The organism is Pseudoalteromonas sp. HM-SA03, from assembly GCF_002289345.1.
In the GTDB taxonomy this organism is placed as follows: domain Bacteria; phylum Pseudomonadota; class Gammaproteobacteria; order Enterobacterales; family Alteromonadaceae; genus Pseudoalteromonas.
On sequence record NZ_NSDG01000002.1, the window covers coordinates 38,471 to 60,947 of the forward strand.

Consider the following 22,477-nt stretch of genomic DNA (forward strand, 5'->3'; position numbering starts at 1 on the left):
TGGCTGAAGAAAAGAACAAGTTCAACAGGATCATGATGTTTAAAGCGCTAAAGTTCACCACTAAAGTAACCGTAGCAGCCTCCCTTGTGTTAGTGATTGTGCTCGGCTTATTTACCGTAAACAACTTTCTCGTTATGCGAGACCAAACTCAAGCTCGGCTTACCTTAGTTTTACAAGAGATTTCCAGCTCGGTTTCACAGAATATCGCCAATTGGCTCAATGACAGACTTGAAATCGTGGTCTCGATTGCTGATGGACATAGAGCTGATGACTCCACTGAACAGATAAGAAGACGGTTAAAAACCGCAGACACTGCGGGGGATTTCAAAAACGTTTTCATTGGCACGCCAGATGGAACATTTGTGTTGGACGATCCCAGTATCCAACTTCCTGCTGATTTTGATGCGACTAGCCGCCCTTGGTACAAGCTCGCTGAGCAAAAACAAGATACCGCATTTACCGCACCTTATATCGATGTTACCACCAACGAATTCACTATCTCAGCCGTTGTACCTGTAAAACAAGGAGGCCGATTTGCAGGTGTGGCTGGGGGGGACATAGACATGTCAACCATCACAGAAATTATCAACGAAATTGACTTTTTAGGGTTTGGTTACGGTTTTTTACTTGATGAAAGCGGTAAAATACTCAGTCATCCAGATACCAAACTGAATGACAAGCCGATGTCAGAGCTGTTTGGTAAACGCCTGTCATTAAGTCGGGATTTCACGGAGCTTGAAATTGATGGCACAGAAAAGCTCGTTTCATTTGTAAAAATGAAAGGCATTAAAAATGTCGACTGGTATCTTGGCGTTGTCATTAATAAAGAAATTGCCTATTCGTCCGTGTCTTCTTTTAGAAATATGGCAGCTATCTATATGCTACTTGGCGTGATTGCGATTGTGGTGATGCTACAACTATTGCTCAAGTATCTGATGCGCCCGATGTACAATCTCAATGCAGCCATCAAAGACATCGCCCAAGGTGAAGGTGACCTTACTCGTAGATTAGTCGTAGAGAATCAAGATGAATTTGGCGAGTTATCCGATTATTTCAACCAGTTTATCGACAAAATTCATGCCTCAATTACACAGGTAAAAAATACTACAGTAACACTTGAAAACGTGGTGAATAGTTTGGTTGCGCAAACGCAAGATACCTTATCTATGTATACAGATCAGTCCAAGCGCACCGATAGCGTCGCGACAGCCATAAACGAGCTTTCTTCAAGTGCACAAGAGATCTCAAACAATGCAACCCATGCTTCAGAACTTGCCAGTAACGCCAACAAGCTTTCGGTTGAAAGCCAACATTCACTTACTCAAAATATCGAAGAAATCGCTTCACTGACACAAAAAATGTCTCAGGCACAAGACACGCTGGACGGGTTAGATAAACTCTCAGGTAGCATAGGGCAAGTACTTGAAGTGATTAAAGGAGTTAGCGAACAGACCAACTTACTGGCGTTAAATGCTGCCATTGAAGCCGCTAGGGCTGGTGAGGCTGGACGCGGATTCGCCGTCGTTGCCGATGAAGTAAGGCAATTAGCACAGCGCACGCAAGAGTCAACGCAAGAAATCGAAAGCACGATTGCACAACTACAACAAGGTTCTGCTTCAGCTGTGGCCGTAATGAAAGCGAGTTTAGAAGACTCAGCGAGAAGCGCCGATAGAGCCAATGCTTCAGGTACTAAAATGCAAGAGGTGAGCAATTCAATTGATGCCATAGACGGCGTAAACCATGCTGTTGCCAGTGCCACCCACCAGCAAAACACTGTTATCCAAACATTAGATAGCGACATTCATCATATTAGTGACCTCAGCCTGCAAGGCAGTAATAACCTAACCGCAACCCTTGAAGAGTGTAAGTCATTGAAACTACAGTTCGACGAATTAGAACAAATGGTGCTCAAGTTTAGAGTCTAACGCCATCTCACTAGAGCTTAAAAGCCGCTTAACAAAAGCGGCTTTTTTGTGATCCTTTTATGACACAAAACATCTGCAACATCTTATTAACCATCAAAATTCGATTAAAAACAATAAGTTAATTGATTAATGTAATTTCAATGACAGCTGTCATATTTGTGTATTAGTTGCGCAACATGGTTGTCATTTTTCGTAATTAGACTGCACCCAGTTTTTTAGCAACTAGCAATAATTTATAAGGTGTATGCGATGAAGTGCGTTAACCACTTGCTTATAGCAGGTATGCTAGCAACGGCCTCTGCCGGAGCAACAGAATTAAATCAAGCGATGGACAAAAGTGCAGCTATCAATGAATCTGCATTAAAGTCTCAAGGGAAAATCGATGGTATTGCAGACGATATGCAGTCTCGTTTGCAAAAGTTCAAGACGTTGAACAAAGAAATCGACGGCCTATCTGTTTACAACGCTCAATTAGAAAAACAAATCAAAAACCAACTTGAAGAAATGGCGGCAATTAACACCTCTATGGATCAGGTTTCGGTGATCGAGCGTCAAATCACACCTCTCATGATGCGCATGATCACAGGTCTGAAACAGTTTGTTGAATTAGATGTGCCTTTCCTTCCTAAAGAGCGTGCTGAGCGTATTACTCAGTTAACTAACTTGATGGACCGTGCTGATATTTCATCAAGCGAAAAGTTCCGCCGCGTACTTGAAGCTTACCAAGTTGAAGTGGACTACGGACGTACTATCGAAGCTTACACCTCATTACTTGACGTGAATGGACAAGAACGTGAAGTAGACTTCCTACGAATTGGTCGTCTTGAGCTGCTTTATGTCACAAAAGATGGCAGCCAAGCTGGTTTTTGGAACAAAGACAGTAACACTTTTGACGCATTACCAGATACCAACATCAGCCAAATCAATAAAGGCATTCGCATCGCACGTAAGCAGTTAGCACCTGACATGTTAACGCTTCCAGTTCAGGCTGCAGAGTAATAGGTGAGACCACTATGAAATTCGTACAAAAATTCACTAAACACGCTATTTTCGCAACAACACTTGCGTTAACCGCATCTGCGCATGCTGAACAAGCATTAAATTTAGATTCACTACTTAAAACCTTAGAGCAAGGTCAAACGGCACAAACAACGCAAAACAAACAACGTGAAGCCGAGTTCAAAGCGCAACAAAATAACCAAATCCAAATGTTGAATGCGCTAACAGGTGAACGTAACCAGGCGTTGGCTAAATCTGAACGCCTAGAAACAAATTTCGAAGAAAACGAAATTAAACTGGCAAACCTAAGTGACACCCTTAGCAAGCGAATGGGGACATTAAAAGAACTATTCGGTGTACTTCAGCAAGTAGCTGGCGACAGTTCAAATAAGTTCGCAACTTCAGTTGTATCAGCTGAAATTAAAGGTCGTGATGATTACATGACTGAGCTTGCGAAAAAGATGGGCTCAACATCGCGTCTAGCATCAATCGAAGACATTGAAAAAGTCTGGTTTGAGATGCAACGTGAAATGACAGAACAAGGTAAAGTATCGCGCTTTAATACCGAAGTTATCGTAGCCGGTGGTGCCAAGCAAAATAAAGAAGTGCTTCGCGTTGGTGCATTTAACTTAATCGCTGATGGTAAATACCTGACTTACAACAACGATACACAAACTCTTTCTGAACTGACTCGTCAGCCAGCGTCTCGTTTCACCTCAACAGCGGGTGAATTACAAAATGCGAAGACAGGTTCTGTTGATTTTGCCCTTGACCCAACAGGCGGGTCAATTCTCGGTCTACTAGTACAAGCACCAAATACCGAAGAACAAGTACACCAAGGTGGCGCGGTAGGTTATGTGATCCTAGGTGTTGGTTTACTGGCACTACTTATTGCAATTGAGCGTTTTGTATCACTCATGTTGATGGGTTCTAAAATCAATCGTCAGCTTAAAGATAGTGTTGCCCGTGACGACAACCCGCTAGGCCGTGTGATGAAAGTGAAAGAGCAATACCCAGATGTGGCTTACGATACGCTAGAACTTAAGTTAAGCGAAGCAATCCTTCGTGAGATGCCAAAGATCACTCGTAACCTGACTTTAATCAAAATTATTTCAGTCGTAGCACCTCTACTTGGTCTACTCGGTACAGTGACCGGTATGATCAACACCTTCCAAGCTATCACCTTGTTTGGCACGGGCGACCCTAAACTCATGGCTGGTGGTATTTCTCAGGCCCTTGTAACCACCGTACTCGGTCTGGTTGTCGCTATCCCAACCGTATTCCTTTACACATTACTAAACACACGTTCTCGTAACTTGCTGCTTATTCTTCAAGAGCAGAGCGCGGGGATCATTGCTGAGCGTAGCGAGAAAGGAGCGTAATCGTGGTTTTATTGCTTGATGCAATTAACGCTTTACGTGAATTCCTTGATACAGGTGGCCAGGTTCTCCTGGTCATCGGCTTCGTAACCTTCGCCATGTGGCTACTTATTCTCGAGCGCTTCATGTTTGTGTTCGGTAAATACAGAGGCTACAAAAACGAAGTCCTACAAGCTTGGAACTCTCGAAATGAGCGTAACAGTTGGAACGCAGAGCAGATAAGACAAGCAACTATCTCTCGCGTAGGGATCAAACTCAACGCTAACTTACCTTACATCAATGTCATGGTGGCACTGTGTCCTTTACTAGGACTCCTAGGCACGGTAACCGGCATGATTGAGGTATTTGATGTAATGGCTATCACCGGATCAGGCAGTGCACGCTCGATGGCATCTGGGGTATCAAAAGCAACTATCCCGACAATGGCAGGCATGGTTGGCGCGCTTTCGGGTGTATTTGCATCGACCTACCTTCAGCGTAAAGCCAAGCGTGAAGTTGAGTTGTTAGAAGATAAAATGCTACTAGACCATTAATCGGTCGTGTGAGGAAAGAATTATGAGAGCACCACTTGCAAAAGTATTCCAAGAAGAAGAAGCAGAAGAAATTAACATGACGCCAATGCTCGACGTTGTATTTATCATGCTTATCTTTTTTATTGTAACGGCCTCTTTCGTTAAAGAAGCAGGTATTGATGTTAACCGCCCAGAAGCGGCCACTGCAGTGAAAAAGCAAAGAGCCAATATCCTGGTTGCAATTTCAGATACTGGTGAAATTTGGATTAACAAACGCCAAGTAGATATCCGTGCAGTTCAAGCAAACATTGAGCGTCTTAAAGCGGAGAATCCGCAGGGTAGTGTGGTTATTCAAGCTGATAAAAAGGCCACTACTGACACGCTAATTAAAGTAATGGATGCATCACGCGCAGCTGGCGCATTTGATGTTTCGATTGCCGCACAGGAGTCATAGGAACATACCATGCGTTACCTAATTGCTTTAGTAATTGCGGGCATAGTTACCTTTTTCCTTTTCTTGGGTATGCAAGCGCTTATCCAAGGAGGGGAAGGAGCAATGACAGATCCTGTAAAAGGACAAGTACTAGATTTCGTCCGTCTTAAAAAAGAAGAGACGGTGGAGAAAAAAGAGCGTAAGCCACAAAAGCCACCAACACCTAAAGAGCCGCCTCCGCCAATGGATGCACCACAAACACAGAATAACAACCTTGACGCAACAGGCGGCAACTTTGATTTCAGTGCCAATGTGAACGCTGACGTAGATTTGGCAGGTGGTTTAGCACTTGAGTCCAGCGATGGTGAATATCTGCCAATCGTTAAAGTTGCGCCGGTATATCCAAGACGTGCGTTATCACGCGGAATTGAGGGGTATGTGATTGTTGAGTTCATTGTAACTAAACAAGGCACTGTGAGAAACCCTGTTGTAGTAAGCGCCGAACCGGAATCAATCTTCGACCAAGCAGCGCTTGATGCGGCATTGAAATTTAAATACAAACCTCGCGTAGTAAACGGTGAACCGGTTGAAGTTGCGGGTGTTCAAAATAAGATTTCATTTCAAATTAATGGCTAACCGTCATTAAGGATTGCGATTATGAAAATGTTTAAAAAAATTATGTTAGTAAGTGCGTTATTTAGCACAGGTTTAATAGCGCCGAGTCTCATTTCGGTCATACCAAATGTTAATTTGGCAACGGCTTATGCAGACTCAGAAACTAAAACCAAGCGTGTGCCCGCGCTACGCGAAAAAGTGTATAGTCAACTGGCTCGCGCGCAAAAACTTGCAGACGACGGTCAAGTTGCAGAGGGCCTCGCCGCATTAGATTCGGTGAAAGAACGCGTTTCGAGTATGAATAGCTACGAAGTGGCAATGATGTATAACTTCTATGGCTTTATTTATTACAACGAGAACAAGCTCGACAAGGCAATTGAATCTTTTAAAGCAGTTATTGCTGAAGAATCTATTCCTGAGTCCCTGCGTCTTTCTACGACATTTAGTTTGGCTCAATTGGCCATGGCAAACAATGATTTTGAAAGTACATTATCATTCCTTGATCAGTGGAAAGAAGTTAATACCCAGGCTCCAAAAAGCAACTTTTATATTTTAAAGGCGCAAGCACAGTATCAACTAAAAAAATATAGTGATGCGATAAAAAATATAAATACTGCGATTAATTTAGTTGAAGCCGACAATGAACTACCAAAAGAAAACTGGTTAGTTCTTCAGCGTGCGATATATTACTCATTAAATCAGCCGAAAAAAGTAGCGGATGTTTTAGAGAAAATGGTTACTCTCTATGATAAGCCACAATACTGGATCCAGCTTGGCGGTATGTACGGTGAAATAGGTGCCGATAAAAAACAACTTGCAACATTTGAAACTGCAAAGCAAAGGGGCTTTATAAAATCAAAGTCTGATTATATGCAGCTTGCTCAAGTCTATTTAATGAACACCTTGCCTTTTAAAGCAGCTGAAGCACTCGATAACGGAATAAAAGCAGGTGTCGTTGAAGACAGCGCCAAAAATCTAACTTTTATCGCAGAAGCGTTCGTTCAAGCAAGAGAAGATAAAAAGTCACTACCTTTCTTCCTAGCTGCAACTGAAAAAGTTGAACATGGTAATTTAGACCAGAGGCTTGCAGAGATCTACTTAAATCTTGAAAAGTATGATGAAGCCGCAGATCACGCCCGACTTGCACTCAATAAAGGTGATTTAACGTTTGAGTCTAACGCCTATGTTGCACTTGGAATGGCACAGTTTAACCTGCAAAACTTTGATGCTTCTATATTGGCATTCGAACAGGCTGAAAAGCACAAAAAATCAGCCAACCTCGCTAAACAATGGATTAAATATGTGAAGCGAGAAAAAGTTCATGCTGAAACATTAAAACAAGCTTTATTATAATATTTTATAATCGCAACACCAAAGCCGCCTTCGGGCGGTTTTTTTATTTTTAAAAGTTCCAACTTTTATTATGAAGATTTAATTACAATCATTTTGTGTAATCTTCGTGTAATAAAACCCCATTAATTTAGTCACATCATTTAAACACAGTAAAAAAATAATTTTTTAAAAGTCTACTATTGGAGTTAGCAATGGAACTAAAAAACCTCTTCAGAGTCTCTGCAATCGTCGCTGCTATGGCACTTACTGGTTGTGGTGGTGACATCGAAGTTACACCTACTGTAAACGATAACAGCACTAACAATTCAAATAATACAACAAACAATGGCGATTCGGGCGGTGATACAGGTGGCGATACTGGCACAACTAACCCTTGTACAACTCGCGCTGTAGGAAGCACTGAAGTGCAAGGTACGTTCCAAGCACCACACTGTGTATATGGCACTGACTTTGCTTCTAAATCACTTGAAGTACAAGCTGATGTGACATTCAAAAAACTTGAGAATGGCGGTGCTCACGTATTTAAAGGTGCACTTTTAATCGGTAAAGATTGTAACACGTCAACAGGTTGCACAATCGAGGCGAACGGTCCAACACTAACTGTAGAGCCTGGTGCAGTGATGGCATTCACTTCTGGTGAGTCTGTGGTTCGTATCGCGCGTGGTGCGAAAATCAACGCAGTTGGTACTGCAGCTGAGCCAATTCGTTTCACTTCAGCAGCAGAATTTGATGCATTTAACCTAGCAGGTATCGGTCCACAGTTTGCTGACTGGGGTGGTATCATGATTAACGGTTTTGGTATCACAAACGAATGTACTGATGCAGAGCGCGATGGCGACCTTTGTAATGCAGATTCTGAAGGTGTAACAAGCTACTATGGCGGTAAAAACAACGCAGATAGCAGCGGTCAAATCAAATATGCGCATATTTGGTATGCAGGTTCTGGTCCTCGTGATGGTGGCCCAGGGGACGACTTAAATTCACTAACACTTAATGCTGTGGGTTCCAGTTCAAGCTTCGAATTCCTTCATATTCACCAAGGTTTTGATGATGGTATCGAATTCTTCGGTGGCGCAGCAAACATCAAAAATATCGTAGTAACAGATACTCAGGACGATGGTGTCGACGTTGATGCTGGCTGGCAGGGTAAAGGTCAATTTATTGTTGTTAAACATGGTACAATTAAAACTAAGCGTGACGTTACTTATGCTGATGACAAAGGCGACGCGGTACTAATCCCAGCAGGTACAGAAGGCTTCATGGGTAATAATGGTTTTGAAACCGATGGTGAAAAAGCAGCAGGCCCTGATTATAGCCAAGCACCGGCATCTACGCTTAACTTTGCGAACGTAACTGTATTAACAACCGATGGTAGCTCTATTCGCGACAATAGTGCATCACAAGGCATGAAGTTTGACGATGCTATCCGCGGTATGTATTACAACGCGCTTGTCGTAAAAGCTGAAGCTTCAAATGGCACTGAATGTCTAGAGTTCAAAGATGGTGATGCAGCGGCAAACGCTGAAGCCGATACACTTAACTATGTAAGCTCTGTGCTTGCTTGTGCTGCAAACTTTAAAAATGGTTCTGAACCACTACCTGCAGGTGAAGGTAAAGAAGACTGGTTTGTTAACGCGGGTTCTAACCAAATTCTAAACGGTGCAGCTGACGTACTTGCAGCAGACGGCTTCTCAACAAATTCAAGCTCTACCGCTATCACTGTTGAAGCAAACGACCTAAGCAGCCTAAATGATAACTTCTTCACGGCTGTTGATTACATTGGTGCGGTATCTGATAAAGATACATCTTCTGAATGGTATCAGTGGGTTAAGAAAGCAATTGAGGCTTCAAACGCTGACTAATTATCCGTAATGACCTTAGTTATTACAATTAAGGCGCAGTCATTGCGCCTTTTTTATGATTTTTGGCAGGATTGCATATGGATACTCAAATGAAATTTAAAAAAGTTGCTTTAGCCATCAGTACGGCACTCACAGTCGCAACTTCTCTACCAAGCGTTGCAGAAGAAGAGCAGGCAATCGAAGAAGTTGTTGCGGTAGGTACTCGTTTGCAAGGTAGTGCCGCTGCGGTAATTGAAGAACGTAAAAATCAAGCCTTCGTTGCGGATATCTTAGGTGCAGAGCAGCTATCTAGAACAGGTGATAGTGATGCAGCATCCGCGCTACGTCGTGTTACTGGTCTTACGTTAGTTGACGGCAAGTTTATCTATGTTCGTGGCCTAGGTGAGCGTTACTCAAGTGCTCGCCTGAATGGTGCCGCAGTACCGAGCCCGGACTTAACCCGAAACGTTATTCCACTCGATATTTTTCCAGCAAGCATTATTGAAAGTCTAGCGGTACAAAAAGCCTATTCTCCTTCAATGCCTGCTGCATTCGGTGGTGGTAACATCGATATCCGTACTAAGTCTGTACCATCGGAGTTCACCGCGGGTATTGAAGTCGGTATTGGCCAAAACTTTAATTCTGATAAAGGCTTTACCTACAGCGGAACCTCGGAAGGTATACCTCAAGTGCTACAAGATGCGGTTGTAAGATATCGTGGTAACTTTGACATCGGTGAAGTTGTAGACAAAAACGGTTTCAAAGATAAAGATGGACTAACACGTGCAGATCAAGCAATTGATGTAATCAAAGGTTTTGTGTCGTCACTTCCTCGTGATATTCAAGTCAAAGAAGAGTCGCTAGATCCAAACTTTGACGTAAAAGCCAACATTGGCAATAGTTTCCAAGAAGATTGGTTAGGCGGCACGGTAGGCTTTATGCTTGCGGGTTCCTATGACAACGATTGGAATTATAGCGACCGCACAACAGGCGTTATTGACGACACATTAGCTGAAAACTGTACTTCAAAACTAGAAACCGCAGAAGACACAGCCAACTCATGTTATGTAACGCTTAAAGAATCTAAAGTAACAACTGAGACTGAACGCCTGAATGGTGTATTCAATATCGGTTACCGCTTAGATCAGCATAGCATTACTTATTCTAAGATCTATCTTGAAGATAACGAGACCGAATCAGAGTTTTCCGTGTTACAAAGTCCTAACGGCAGTACCGTTAGAACTATCGCGGGAACGGGCGCTGCACAGCGTTCACATCAGTTTGATTACGAAGAGCGTACGTTGGATATCGACCAAGTGATTGGTCAACACACATTCCTCGATTATTGGGGTATCGGCTTTGACTGGCAGTATACAGAGTCAAAAGCGCAAACCGATATTCCAACAGAAATCGACTTTAAGTTTATTGATAACTATAACGACGACGGTTCTTATAAAAACTCCATCGTTACTGGTGATGATAACCGTATAACATACGCCTTTACAGACATGGAAGACAACGTAAAGTCTTACAGCGGCAATGTCACCTTACCATTAACCTTCGAGGGCATAGAAATTACCCTTAAAGGCGGTTACGACTTTATGGATAGAGCGCGTGTTTACAATACTAGTAACTTCGTTGTAAATAACAAAAGTGGTATATCCATCCCAGTAAACTTTGATGAATCTGAGATCTATGGATTATCGGGTTATCTTGACGATGAGTTTTTGAACAACAACACATTCTTGTTGACCTTCAACGAACCTCAGGCACCAGCCGCAGACGATTATATCGCCGCTCAAAAGATTGATGCGGGCTATGGTGAGTTTGATATCTTCTTCGATAATACCTGGCGTATTAGTGGTGGTATTCGTTACGAAGACTTTAAACAAGTGTCACTTGCAACATCGAGCCTGATCTTCGACCGTATAACGATGGAAACGATTTACGACGAAGAGCGTATTTTAGCCGGTACAGTTAACGAAGATAACTTCTTTAACGCACTATCGCTAACGTATCTTTCAGACGGTAACTATCAAGTACGTTTTGGTTATGGCGAAACCACAGTACGCCCTGACTTACGTGAGTTAGTACCGGTTGCCTACTATGATCCATTGACCGATATCCGCACCTTCGGTGTAGCTGGTCTTAAGAGTAGCGACCTGAAAAACTATGACGCGCGCTTTGAGTACTATATGGATAATGGCGACAATTTCTCAGTTGCGGCATTCTATAAAGACATCACGGCACCAATAGAAACCATCTTACGGGTGGGTGATGAAGACTATACAGCAACCTTCGTAAACGGTGAAGAAGGCGAAGTATACGGTATCGAAGCCGAGTGGTTATATGACTTATCGGGCCTTGTGAGTGGCTTCTTTACATCAGGTAACATTACCTTAAGTGATTCTGAAGTATCGATAGACCCTGCCCGCGCAGGCAACTTAACCAACCCAACGAAGCGTATGACAGGTCACTCAGAGTACGTAGTTAATATGCAATTAAACTATGACTCGGCTGATGGTCAACACAGTGGTTCATTAGTGTATAACGTCTTTGGTGAGCGTATTTTAGCTTCAGGTATCGGCGGTAGAGATGATGCTTATGAGCAACCATTTCACTCACTTGACCTAGTATATACTTGGTATCCAGACTTTAACTCTAAAGTTAAATTTAAAGTCAAGAACTTGCTAAATGAAGATCAAGAAGTAACGCAATCTGATGTAGTGGTGCGACAAAAAGACGTTGGCACCTCAGTTAGCCTGAGCTACAGCTACGAGTTCTAAGGAACAACTAAGCTTAAACCAAAGCCAAGGCATGCCTTGGCTTTTTTGATCTTTATCAATCTTTCTAAATTTTTTTATTTGTTATTCGTTATTTCATAGACTAAGTTCTGTAACTTTGTGTATAGTTGGTCTATAAATAAAAATATATCTAAATACTTCAGTAGGTTACTAAGTTGTTAATGTGCTTGTCATATTTAACCAGTAACATTATTTAAGCGCTTTAAAAACAAAACTATAGCTTGCTTCGTGCCGAGTTCTTATTGACGCAAATGCGTTTAATTAGGACAACCTTTACATGTTGTATCCAAACCCCGCTATGCGGGGTTTTTTATTTTTTAAAATCCTAGTTTCTAGCTAGTCCACTGCGTATTCTTTTGCTATGGTAGCCATCTAGACACATGACTCACGCAATGATCCGTATAATCAAGAATTAAGGCAGATAACATGAAAAAAGTAGGACTCGTCGGCTGGCGTGGAATGGTTGGCTCCGTGCTGATGGAGCGTATGCAACAAGAGAATGACTTTGATGTCATTGATCCACATTTCTTTACTACATCACAAGCAGGTCAACCCGGCCCCATTGTTAAAGAAGGTGGTGAGCCAAAGCCGCTTAAAGACGCAAGCGACATTCAATCGCTTAGCGAAATGGATATTATCATCTCTTGCCAAGGCGGAGATTTTACCAAATCTGTATATCCTTCATTACGCGAACAGGGCTGGGAAGGCTATTGGATAGATGCAGCCTCAGCACTGAGAATGGAAAAAGACAGCATTATTGTGCTTGATCCTGTCAACAAAGATGTCATTCAACAAGGTCTTGAACAAGGCGTAAAAACCTTTGTCGGTGGTAATTGCACGGTTTCTCTTATGCTACTTGCGCTTGGTGGTCTGTTCGAACAAGACTTAATAGAGTGGGTGAGCCCAATGACCTATCAAGCGGCATCAGGAGCAGGCGCGAGAAATATGCGTGAACTCATCACTCAAATGGGTGAGATCCACAGCTCCGTAAAAGCACAACTCGACGATCCAAGCTCAGCCATCTTAGAAATCGATAAGCTTGTGGCAGAAAAAATCAAAGATGAATCTTTACCACAAGATCAATTTGGTGTCCCTTTAGCCGGCAGTTTGATCCCGTGGATTGACGTTCCAATGCCGTCTGGTCAAAGTAAAGAAGAGTGGAAAGCACAAGTAGAAGCAAACAAAATCCTTGGCTCGTCAAATCAGCCCATTCCTATCGACGGATTGTGTGTACGAATTGGTGCAATGCGCTGTCATTCACAAGCACTCACCATCAAGTTACGTGAAAATCGAAGTATCGAAGAAATAGAAGCAATTCTAGCGGCACATAATGAATGGGTTCGCGTTATTCCAAATGAGCGTGATATTACGGCAAAAGAGCTAACGCCGGTAAATGTTACTGGCACACTGAGTATTCCTGTAGGCAGGATAAGAAAGCTCACTATGGGTGAAAAATATATCAGTGCATTTACTGTTGGTGACCAACTTTTATGGGGCGCGGCGGAGCCACTTCGTAGAATGTTAAGGATCATTACTGGTTAATTTTTAAAGGCGCCATCAGCGCCTTTTGTGTTTTTAATCGATGATTTTTGTAATATCGACATTAAGACCTTTTCACTCCCACCATCATGGCATCAAATATCACCGCCATCTCTACTAACAATGAGTAAGCGATACAGTGCGGTATTTTTCAACTTCGCGGATGGCATCTAAAACCGGTACCAAAAGGTAGTACAGTTCTGGATAGATAACAACAGGTACAAAATCGAAACTGGAGCCTCGCTCAAGCCATACTCCATAAAAGCTGTCATATTTTGAGTAAAAGCCGTACGCTATGCCTTTACAAAGTGAATACGCCGCATAAGACTTCAACGAGATAAGCGCTAGGCTGTAACGCGCAATGGATATATTTAAAATTGATAAGAGTTAGCTTTTTCTCTTAAAGCGGATGCCAAGACTAACTTATGAAGTGTGACTCAGAATTGCAGAGGCTGCATAGTGTTCCAATAGCGGCCTGAGCGCTATTTCTACCAAATCAGATGTCGGTTGATTTGTTGCCGCTTGATGCTAAAGTCGTTAGTGATAAATGTAATGAGTATTAGAAACATACGAATTAATTAGATAATGGATACAAAGTACTAAACTTACACTCGTTCGTCGCTAGTTTAAGCCTAGTACTGTGCATAGTTTATGAGGGAGCTAGCACCACATGAATATTCGAGAGTTCAGCGAGAACGATTATCCAAGAGTTTTGGAGATCTATTCGAAATCTAAACTGGATGAGCTTCGTTTCGAGAAAAAGACATTTAAACTCTTGCCCCTAGAAAACGATGAAAAGAGATTCGCCGCGCTAAAGGAATCAAAAATATATGTTTTTGATGATGGGAATATTCTTGGGTTTGGAGCAATATTTGGGTCAGAGGTTAGAGCACTATTTGTTTGCCCTAGTGCTAGAGGAAACGGGATCGGAAAACAAATACTTGAATTCCTTTTGTCACAAATATGCGGCAACGCCAATCTCTTTGTAGCCAAGACAAATGAGCCAGCAAAGGAGCTATACAAGGCATACGGATTCGAAGTGTCAGATGAGTTTCTTACTGAATATAATAGCGAGCCGTTATATGCGAATGAAATGGTTCGTGTAAATGGAAAGTGCTTACAAGATGAAAATAAAAGTTTAGTAGGATACTCGAACAACTTAGAGACGGATGTCTAAGACATTATAACAAGCGCTCAAAACAAGGGACTTAAAATTACGGGCTTGCGCTCTTTCGTCACTAATTTTAGTCAAGTATTTTCCGTCAGTTAAGTCGGCATTAAGAACAGCCGAGTTTAGTACGACGCCAACTGTTAAATTAGATGCAATCGATTTACTCTGATAGCCAATGTCTGAGCTTCGCGGCCCGAGCTCAGACATTACAAATCGCTATTATTCCACCAAATCCAGTACATATGCGGCACCTGAGCCTTCTCCGTTGTCATCGCGGTGGGGAGTTGCGATGATGGCGGTGTTATTTGAGACCGCAATATTCCAACCAAACCTATCTTCTGGCGCTGCATCATTGGCAAATACCTTAGACGCATATTGCCATTGGCCTTGTTGTTTTTTGTACAGATAAAGTGCCCCCGCGTTATTACCTTTTTCATCGTGGTGCATAGCGGTGATAAACGCCATGTCCTTACTTAACGCAACACCGCGTGCAAATCTATCATCTGCTTTGGCATCTGGTGCCACTAATTTTTGAGCTTGCGTCCATTTATCATTTGTTCTCTCAAACAGATAAGCAGAGCCGACATCTTTACCTATCCCATCGATATCATCTCTTCTGGCAGAAATAAGGGCTGTATCTCCAAAAATAGCCACGCGAACACCAAAAATATCGGTGTTCCCAGCATCATTTGCCATTAGCTTTGCTTGCGAATTCCACTTTTTACCATCGAATTGATACACATAAACCGCACCAGCTTTTTCTGCTTTTTCATCATTCAAATCTGCGCCGACTAAAATGGTATCGCCATCTATTGCTACGCTAATTCCGAATAAGTCCCCATCAGCGCCATCCCTTGCCGTCAACTTTGAATGAAAATGCCAGCTGCCGTTTTCTCTTACATAAACATACGCTGAGCCTGAATCTTTACGTGGCGCATCGCTATGTGGTGCACCGATCACTAAAAATTGCTCGGTGAGCGCAATACTTTGTCCAAAGGCATCACCCGCTTTTGCGTCGTTAGAGGTTAAAATTTGTTTTTGTATCCAGCTATTTTCTGCGCGCTCAAAAACAAACACCGCACCGGCATTTTCTCCTTTATCGTCCCGATTTATCACACCTAGCATGGCAATATTATTCTTAAGGGCAACATTGCCGCCAAGCGTGTCACCTGTATTGGCAGGCTGCGCAATAAGCTTAGCTTGTTGCTGCCAGCCAGACGCACCTAGCGTGTATAGGTAAGCTGCACCAGTATCCTGACTCGTATTTGCATCCACTTTGTGGGCACCAACTAATGCAGTTGTGCCGTCTATCGCTACGCTATAACCAAACTGATCTTCTGCTTTACCATCATCGGCCAACAACTTTTGCTGCATGGCCATACTTTGACAGGCTATTACTAACGCCAAACTAGGGAAATATTTAAAAATAGAGAAAGCTCTCATCATTATTCTTTTTGTTTTCGATATAGGGAATAAACATAGTATTCGACTGTTCAAGACTTAACAAGAGATTGTGTTTTTAGCAAAGGCATTTTGGTAAGTTAGCGAGAAGGATTGATAGACATCTGGAGCGGCGACATCTTGCGATGGTAATAGTGAGTTTCAGCGTCTGACTCTAGAACAACTAAAACCCATCACATAAAACAATAAACTAAACCTTATCCAAGCCAATATTGACCAAAAAGTTGAGGTAGTTCAGCCTTTAACTGTTTTGATTTATTTTTAAACTTTTTGCCTTGCGGCGGAAAGTTCACGACACTGTGATACGGGAGTTCGTCTTGATTTTTTTCTTCAAAAAGCAACCCTGCAACTAAATCTAATTCGTCAATAAACGGATAGGGCAGATCGTCTTTATTCGGAATAGCAAACTTATTAGCTAATTCGTCTGGTTCCGCAGTGAGTACGCTTACCGCTTCAGGGCCGCGACTGATGATCCAATTACAAAAATCTAAAAAGTCATATTCGCTATTACAGCCTGCAATCACGTAGGCCACTTTCCAGTTATCCCAATGCCACAGAGCTCTTAGTTCTTTGGTATATAATGCATCGAACTGAGCAATTTCTTCTGAACTTAGCGGTGATAAACGCATTTTTAAATAGTCATTATCGTTTGAATGATCGGGGGCGGTGACAAGCTGCCAGAAGCGTTCGAGTTCCATGTGCATAATCTAACTTGATAAAAACGAGATTATAGCCAGTAACCCAATGAGAGTAAATCGAAGCCGCCATGCAAAATAACTGCAGCGGGTTGTGCATAATACAACGTGCACACCCGCGCAAAAAGATAGCAGTGACAGCTAAAAGGTAAGTGGTTTTATCCTTTCAGCGCTTTGTCACCACGGCCAATACCTACCGCGCCAGAGCGCACAAGTTCAATAATGTCGCTTTCGTGACGTAATAGATCCAAGAAAGACTCAAGGCGGTCGGCTGAGCTTACCATCTGTAATATATAGCTTTGCTTGCCCATATCTATAATGCTGGCTTGAAACACCTCAGCAACACGATTGATAGCGGCTCGTGTTACTTCGTCTCTGGCATAGACTTTTACCAACAGCAGCTCTCTTTCAATGTGCTGCATATCAGTTAAATCTATGACCTTAAGCACATCCACCAGCTTGTTAACTTGCTTGGTGATTTGTTCAACAATGCGGTCATCGCCTTGGGTCGTGATGGTAATGCGAGATAGCGTTTTGTCTGCAGTCGTACCCACTGTTAAGCTGTCAATGTTGTACGCACGTTGAGAAAATAAACCCACAATACGAGAAAGAGAGCCAGGTTCATTCTCTAATAAAATCGATAGTATTCTTCTCATTATGCTTTTACTCCTTTTTTCAACCACATCTCATCTATCGCACCTTGCTTAATTTGCATAGGATACACATGTTCAGACTCATCGACCAAAATGTCTAAAAATACCAGTCGGTCTTTAATCGACATGGCTTTTTCCAGCGCCGCATCAAGTTGCTCAGGTTTATCAACCCGAATACCGATGTGACCATAACTCTCTGCAAGCGCAACAAAGTCAGGCAGTGATTCCATGTAAGAACTCGCGTGACGTCCCTCATACATCATGTCTTGCCATTGGCGCACCATACCAAGCGAGCGGTTATTTAACGAGATGACTTTGACAGCAAGGCCGTATTGCAAACAGGTTGAAAGCTCCTGTATATTCATTTGGATAGAGCCGTCTCCAGTTACGCATAGCACTTCGCTTTGCGGAAATGCCATTTTTACGCCCATCGCAGCGGGTAAGCCGAAGCCCATGGTGCCAAGGCCGCCTGAATTAATCCATTGACGAGGTGATTTGAACGGATAGTACTGCGCTGCAAACATCTGGTGTTGTCCTACATCCGAGCAAACATACGCATCACCACGGGTTATCTGGTATAGCTTTTCGATAACCGTTTGCGGTTTGATTTTTTCTACACCTGCAGTAAACGACAAGCATTTTTGAGCGCGCCATGTTGTAATTGCTTGCCACCAATCTTCTTGTGCGGCGCGATCGATGCGCTTCTCGCTTTTTTCGATACCGCGTAACAGTTGCTCCATCACCGTATCTAAGCAGCCCACAACCGGAATATGCGCTTGAATGGTCTTAGAGATTGAAGTTGGATCCACATCAACGTGAACAATTTTGGCATCGGGACAGAATTTCTTAACATTATTGGTTACACGGTCATCAAAACGTGCACCGAGCGCTAAGATAACATCAGCATTTGCCATTGCTTTATTCGCTTCAAGACTACCATGCATACCCAACATGCCAATAAAGTTAGGGTGTGTACCACTGATCCCGCCAAGGCCCATTAAGGTATTGGTGATAGGCGCGTTTAGTTTCTCAACCAGCTCAGTCAGTTTTTCAGAGGTATTTGAAAGAATAATGCCGCCGCCAGAATAGATAACCAAACGCTTCGCTTCAATAATGGCTTCAACCGCTTTGCGGATCTGCTTGGAATGCCCCTTTACACTCGGATTGTAAGTACGCATATCAATCTGTTCAGGCATCTGATAATCGAATTTAAGCGCAGGGTTCAAAATATCTTTTGGCAGCTCGACCACAACTGGTCCCGGTCTGCCTGAGTTGGCTAGATAAAATGCCTTAGCTAATACTTCTGGAATTTTTCTCGCGTCGCGGCAGTTAAAACTGTGTTTAACGATAGGGCGGGAGCAACCTACGATATCTGTTTCTTGAAACGCATCATCGCCGATTAGGTTAGAAGGTACCTGCCCTGAGAGTACAACCATCGGGATTGAATCCATATAAGCCGTCGCGATCCCTGTAATGCAGTTTGTGGCACCAGGACCACTGGTCGCAAGAACGACACCTACATCTCCCGTTGCTCTAGCATAACCGTCGGCCATGTGGGTTGCTGCTTGCTCATGCCTAACCAAGATATGCTCAATATCTGATTGCTGAAACAACGCGTCATAAAGATCAAGAACCGATCCGCCGGGATAGCCAAATATGTATTTTACTTTTAATGCGCTCAATGCTTTTACTACTAGCTCGGAGCCGTTGTATTGCTCTGCCATTACCTCATTCCTCGTTGACTGTGCGTGCCTGTTATAGTTCTAAAATCAAAAAAAAAACCCCGCTGGTTGCGGGGTTTGAGTATTTCTTTCAAGTAATAGCTCCCCGCTGAACTCTATGAAGAGACCAGTACCACCACGAGAACGATTAGTTGAAAGAAATTAGTCATTATTTTGCCTTTGAGTTGATTTAAAAGTTAGCCTACACAGTATTAGATATAAATTCCACCTTTCCACCTTTCAATTGTTGAAATATTACATTTCAATTTAAAATTCACCTTCAGTTAGATTTTTTATTTAGCAGCACTTATACGGGAACAAAGCGATAAAAATGCTAAACTTAAAGTTCAATTGCACTGGGGTCTCTTAGATGAATATTTTTAAACTAAACATATTGGCATCGTTCACGCTGCTATCAAGTACAGCGTCAGCGCAGGTGCTCTATAAAGATCAGGTTATCTATTGGCAGGAGAAAAAGACCGGCCGCGCACTGAGTGAATACGAACGGAAAATTGCGCTTGAGCAATTTATCAAAACAAAGCCCATTACCAGCCAAATAAAAACACCTTACGCAATTAAAAACATCCACCTTGACAACACTAAGTTAGGCAAACAATTTGCAGTGGGCACGGCGCAAGCACTTAATGAAGCGAAAATTCTTGCTATTCTGGTCGATTTCCCGGATCTGCCTAACGACCAAAACCGACTAAACCCAGGCGATACGGATATGTATTACTCGAGCTATCCCGCGTCTCACTACCAATCATTATTGTACTCAGATAGCGGCTATAACGGGCCTAACAACGAATCGTTGCAATCCGCTACCCAGTTTTATCAAGCGGCCTCAGGGGGCAGCTTTAAGGTATCTGGCAATGCATTTGGCTGGGTAAGAGCCGCTCAAAATGCAGCCTACTATGGCGAACAAGAAGGCGATACCAGAGACTTAAGACCGGAAGAGCTGGTGTTCGAAGCTGTAAGCAAAGCTGTAACTCAATTTAATATCGACTTATCTGAGTTCGATAAAACCGATTTGAACGACATAGATGGTGATGGCAACCGCCTTGAACCTGACGGCATTATTGACCATGTCATGTTATTTCACTCAAGTATTGGTCAAGAAGCGGGTGGCGGCGTATTAGATACTGATGCAATTTGGTCACATCGCTTCTTCGTATTTGATGAAAACAACCAACCTAAAGCAATTCCAGATACCAACTACAAGATTTATAACTACACCATTAACCCCATTGACGCCGCAATTGGCGTGGTTGTCCATGAGTTTGGTCATGACCTCGGATTACCGGACGAATACGATTTAAATTCCAATGACATAGGTGAACCCGTTGCGCTTTGGTCGGTCATGTCTTCAGGCAGTTACTTAGGCCAATTAAGTGGCTCGCAGCCCACCCAGTTCTCCCCTAAAAGCCTTGAGTTTTTACAACAAAATTATGCAGGTAATTGGTTAAAGCAAACCGAGTACACACTAGACGACTTGAGTACAGAACAAACGGTAACGCTTACGGATATTGGAGTGAACAATGGTACTACGAATCAAATAAAGATAAATCTGCCTGCTCAACTGGAGAAATTCATAACGCCTCTGGATGGGAATTATCACTATTACTCAGGACAAGCCGACAAACTCAATAACCAAGCAAGTTTTACCGTAAGCTTGCCTAACGCAAATCAAATTTCATTATCCATGCTTGCAAATTATAGTATCGAGCTTAACTACGATATTTTCCAAGTGGCGATAAATGGACAACCAATTGCTGGCAATACAACAAAGCCAAATCATCCAAATTACTCCAATATCACTCACTATATGGATGGCGAATCATCTGCATTTGGCGCTAATCCAATTACGCTAGATTTTGATATCTCAGCGTACCGAGGACAAACTGTCACCGTAACATTCGTTTATCAAACTGATGATTTTCAAACACTTAAAGGGGTATTACTCGATAACATCGCCGTGACAGCGGATGGTTCGCAAATTTATACCAATACCGCTGAGCCAACAAACGACCTAGTCTACAATGGTTTTCGTAAAATTTCTGGTTATAGAGCTCAACCTAGTAACGCTTACTACGCACATTTGCGCTCATTTAGAGGATTAGATTCCGGCTTATCTTTGTCTGGTTATAATTCAGGTGTGTTGATGTGGTACAGCAACAATGAAGAGAGCGATAACTCTACTTCATTACACCCCGGATCTGGCGATATGTTGGTGATTGATCAAGACCAAAACCCTATTTTCAAAGCCGACGGCACAACACCTGCAACGAGTATTATTCAAGTCAAAGATGCAACACTGCGCTTAGATACTCAAAAAGCAGGCCTTGGCGATCAACATCTCACGCCCATCAGTATGTTCAATGACACTCAGGATTATACTTTCTCTTTCCAAAAGGAATCAGGTGTTAGTTTGCCAAGTTTTGGTGTTCAACTTAGATTGAATACCATAGAAGAAGATGCAAACAGTGCGCAAGTCGGTGTAATTTATCTCAGCGACCCCACAATCACTCAAGTACAATCGCAAAACACTGTTAATTTTAATGTCAAAGGCTTAGCATTAAACGAATCAGATAGTTTTTTGTGGAGCTTTGGTGATGGTCAAACAAGTAACGCGCTTTCACCTGTTCACAGCTATCAAGATATCGGCAACTATACGGTAATGTTCACACGAACCAAAGCCGATGGGAGCAGTTCAGCGTTGAATTCAAATGTTAGCGTTGGCAACGTCGAGCCAATCCCGCTTACAGTCGGTGATATCAAAGCGACCGCAGTAGGGCAAGGCTTTGTCTTCAATGCAGAAATCATCGGTGGCAAAGCACCTTATGAGCTTGAGTGGAACTTTGGTGATGGGGCCACAGCAACATCAAACTCAGTTGAACATATCTATGAGCTAAGCGGCACGTACACAGTAACGCTTAACGTGAAAGATGCCGAAGGCGAGGCGGTCACAAAGTCAACCTCAGTGACGGTTGTAGTCCCACTTATCATTGACGCCTCAGCGACCACATCGAACTTACAGGCAAGCTTTATCGCAACTGCTGGTGGCGGTGATGGTAACTACCAAGCTACTTGGGATTTCGGTGATGGCACGCAAGGCTCAGGTTTAACTACAACGCATAGTTACGCTCAAGCGGGTACATATAATGTCGTGTTAACGCTATCGGATGGCGCAGATCAAAGCGCGAAAGGCACTGTTGAGATCACAGTAACAACACCGACAACAACGCCGACGGACTCTGGTGATAGCGGATCGTCTGGCGGCAGTATCGGATGGTTTGCGTTAATTGGTGGTATGCTAGTGGGATTAAGAAGAAAGTGGTGCTGACGCACCACCTAAGGATTAAATTAAGCGTGAAGA

General features: G+C 42.8%; 16 protein-coding genes. 12 read left to right on the plus strand and 4 right to left on the minus strand.

The window, feature by feature from the left end; genetic code table 11:
* Positions 1 to 35: 35 nt before the first annotated feature.
* From CKO50_RS00130 to CKO50_RS00185, 11 genes are all read left to right on the plus strand, one after another.
* On the plus strand, positions 36 to 1,925 hold the full coding sequence (locus tag CKO50_RS00130) for a methyl-accepting chemotaxis protein (protein ID WP_095726524.1): 1,890 nt from the start codon (positions 36 to 38) through the stop codon (positions 1,923 to 1,925).
* Between the two features lie 249 nt (positions 1,926 to 2,174).
* Positions 2,175 to 2,924 (plus strand): DUF3450 domain-containing protein, encoded by a 750-nt coding sequence (locus CKO50_RS00135; RefSeq protein ID WP_017216855.1) that lies wholly within the window; start codon positions 2,175 to 2,177, stop codon positions 2,922 to 2,924.
* 14 nt (positions 2,925 to 2,938) lie between these two features.
* The gene (locus CKO50_RS00140; RefSeq protein WP_095726525.1) at positions 2,939 to 4,306 is read left to right on the plus strand and encodes a MotA/TolQ/ExbB proton channel family protein; all 1,368 of its coding nucleotides are present in this window, start codon (positions 2,939 to 2,941) and stop codon (positions 4,304 to 4,306) included.
* A 2-nt stretch (positions 4,307 to 4,308) separates the two neighbouring features.
* On the plus strand, positions 4,309 to 4,836 hold the full coding sequence (locus CKO50_RS00145) for a MotA/TolQ/ExbB proton channel family protein (protein WP_010378705.1): 528 nt from the start codon (positions 4,309 to 4,311) through the stop codon (positions 4,834 to 4,836).
* A 22-nt stretch (positions 4,837 to 4,858) separates the two neighbouring features.
* A complete protein-coding gene (locus CKO50_RS00150; protein WP_010378708.1) occupies positions 4,859 to 5,269 on the plus strand; it encodes a biopolymer transporter ExbD in 411 nt (136 codons plus the stop codon).
* Positions 5,270 to 5,278: 9 nt separating this feature from the next.
* Positions 5,279 to 5,884, plus strand: a complete 606-nt coding sequence (locus tag CKO50_RS00155) for an energy transducer TonB (protein WP_095726526.1) — start codon at positions 5,279 to 5,281, stop codon at positions 5,882 to 5,884.
* 21 nt (positions 5,885 to 5,905) lie between these two features.
* The gene (locus CKO50_RS00160) at positions 5,906 to 7,216 is read left to right on the plus strand and encodes a lipopolysaccharide assembly protein LapB (protein ID WP_095726527.1); all 1,311 of its coding nucleotides are present in this window, start codon (positions 5,906 to 5,908) and stop codon (positions 7,214 to 7,216) included.
* Positions 7,217 to 7,407: 191 nt separating this feature from the next.
* On the plus strand, positions 7,408 to 9,078 hold the full coding sequence (locus tag CKO50_RS00165; RefSeq protein ID WP_095726528.1) for a hypothetical protein: 1,671 nt from the start codon (positions 7,408 to 7,410) through the stop codon (positions 9,076 to 9,078).
* Between the two features lie 77 nt (positions 9,079 to 9,155).
* Positions 9,156 to 11,843 (plus strand): TonB-dependent receptor, encoded by a 2,688-nt coding sequence (locus tag CKO50_RS00170; RefSeq protein WP_095726529.1) that lies wholly within the window; start codon positions 9,156 to 9,158, stop codon positions 11,841 to 11,843.
* Between the two features lie 444 nt (positions 11,844 to 12,287).
* A complete protein-coding gene (asd, locus tag CKO50_RS00175) occupies positions 12,288 to 13,403 on the plus strand; it encodes an aspartate-semialdehyde dehydrogenase (RefSeq protein ID WP_095726530.1) in 1,116 nt (371 codons plus the stop codon).
* A 667-nt stretch (positions 13,404 to 14,070) separates the two neighbouring features.
* Positions 14,071 to 14,577, plus strand: a complete 507-nt coding sequence (locus CKO50_RS00185; protein WP_095726531.1) for a GNAT family N-acetyltransferase — start codon at positions 14,071 to 14,073, stop codon at positions 14,575 to 14,577.
* Positions 14,578 to 14,790: 213 nt separating this feature from the next.
* Here the strand turns inward: CKO50_RS00185 and CKO50_RS00190 are convergent, their stop codons facing one another.
* From CKO50_RS00190 to CKO50_RS00205, 4 genes are all read right to left on the minus strand, one after another.
* Positions 14,791 to 15,945: an FG-GAP repeat protein gene (locus CKO50_RS00190; RefSeq protein WP_255228689.1), complete on the minus strand. Its 1,155-nt coding sequence runs from the start codon at positions 15,943 to 15,945 to the stop codon at positions 14,791 to 14,793.
* A 284-nt stretch (positions 15,946 to 16,229) separates the two neighbouring features.
* Positions 16,230 to 16,730 carry a DUF4240 domain-containing protein gene (locus CKO50_RS00195; RefSeq protein ID WP_095726533.1) on the minus strand — a complete coding sequence of 167 codons (501 nt, stop codon included), beginning with the start codon at positions 16,728 to 16,730 and terminating at the stop codon, positions 16,230 to 16,232.
* Positions 16,731 to 16,885: 155 nt separating this feature from the next.
* Positions 16,886 to 17,383 carry an acetolactate synthase small subunit gene (gene ilvN, locus CKO50_RS00200; protein WP_010377111.1) on the minus strand — a complete coding sequence of 166 codons (498 nt, stop codon included), beginning with the start codon at positions 17,381 to 17,383 and terminating at the stop codon, positions 16,886 to 16,888.
* Positions 17,383 to 19,104, minus strand: a complete 1,722-nt coding sequence (locus tag CKO50_RS00205; protein ID WP_095726534.1) for an acetolactate synthase 3 large subunit — start codon at positions 19,102 to 19,104, stop codon at positions 17,383 to 17,385. The genes ilvN and CKO50_RS00205 overlap by 1 nt, the downstream gene beginning before the upstream one ends.
* 367 nt (positions 19,105 to 19,471) lie before the next feature.
* Between CKO50_RS00205 and CKO50_RS00210 the strand changes: the two genes are divergently transcribed.
* A complete protein-coding gene (locus CKO50_RS00210) occupies positions 19,472 to 22,444 on the plus strand; it encodes an immune inhibitor A domain-containing protein (RefSeq protein WP_095726535.1) in 2,973 nt (990 codons plus the stop codon).
* Positions 22,445 to 22,477 lie beyond the last annotated feature (33 nt).

Coding starts and splice junctions, on each gene's coding strand:
- CKO50_RS00185 (WP_095726531.1), top strand. CDS start 14,071: ATGAATATTCGAGAGTTCAGCGAGAACGATTATCCAAGAGTTTTGGAG.
- CKO50_RS00160 (WP_095726527.1), top strand. CDS start 5,906: ATGAAAATGTTTAAAAAAATTATGTTAGTAAGTGCGTTATTTAGCACA.
- CKO50_RS00190 (WP_255228689.1), bottom strand. CDS start 15,945: ATGCAGCAAAAGTTGTTGGCCGATGATGGTAAAGCAGAAGATCAGTTT.
- CKO50_RS00155 (WP_095726526.1), top strand. CDS start 5,279: ATGCGTTACCTAATTGCTTTAGTAATTGCGGGCATAGTTACCTTTTTC.
- CKO50_RS00130 (WP_095726524.1), top strand. CDS start 36: ATGTTTAAAGCGCTAAAGTTCACCACTAAAGTAACCGTAGCAGCCTCC.
- CKO50_RS00210 (WP_095726535.1), top strand. CDS start 19,472: ATGAATATTTTTAAACTAAACATATTGGCATCGTTCACGCTGCTATCA.
- CKO50_RS00205 (WP_095726534.1), bottom strand. CDS start 19,104: ATGGCAGAGCAATACAACGGCTCCGAGCTAGTAGTAAAAGCATTGAGC.
- CKO50_RS00135 (WP_017216855.1), top strand. CDS start 2,175: ATGAAGTGCGTTAACCACTTGCTTATAGCAGGTATGCTAGCAACGGCC.
- CKO50_RS00170 (WP_095726529.1), top strand. CDS start 9,156: ATGGATACTCAAATGAAATTTAAAAAAGTTGCTTTAGCCATCAGTACG.
- asd (WP_095726530.1), top strand. CDS start 12,288: ATGAAAAAAGTAGGACTCGTCGGCTGGCGTGGAATGGTTGGCTCCGTG.
- ilvN (WP_010377111.1), bottom strand. CDS start 17,383: ATGAGAAGAATACTATCGATTTTATTAGAGAATGAACCTGGCTCTCTT.
- CKO50_RS00165 (WP_095726528.1), top strand. CDS start 7,408: ATGGAACTAAAAAACCTCTTCAGAGTCTCTGCAATCGTCGCTGCTATG.
- CKO50_RS00150 (WP_010378708.1), top strand. CDS start 4,859: ATGAGAGCACCACTTGCAAAAGTATTCCAAGAAGAAGAAGCAGAAGAA.
- CKO50_RS00140 (WP_095726525.1), top strand. CDS start 2,939: ATGAAATTCGTACAAAAATTCACTAAACACGCTATTTTCGCAACAACA.
- CKO50_RS00195 (WP_095726533.1), bottom strand. CDS start 16,730: ATGGAACTCGAACGCTTCTGGCAGCTTGTCACCGCCCCCGATCATTCA.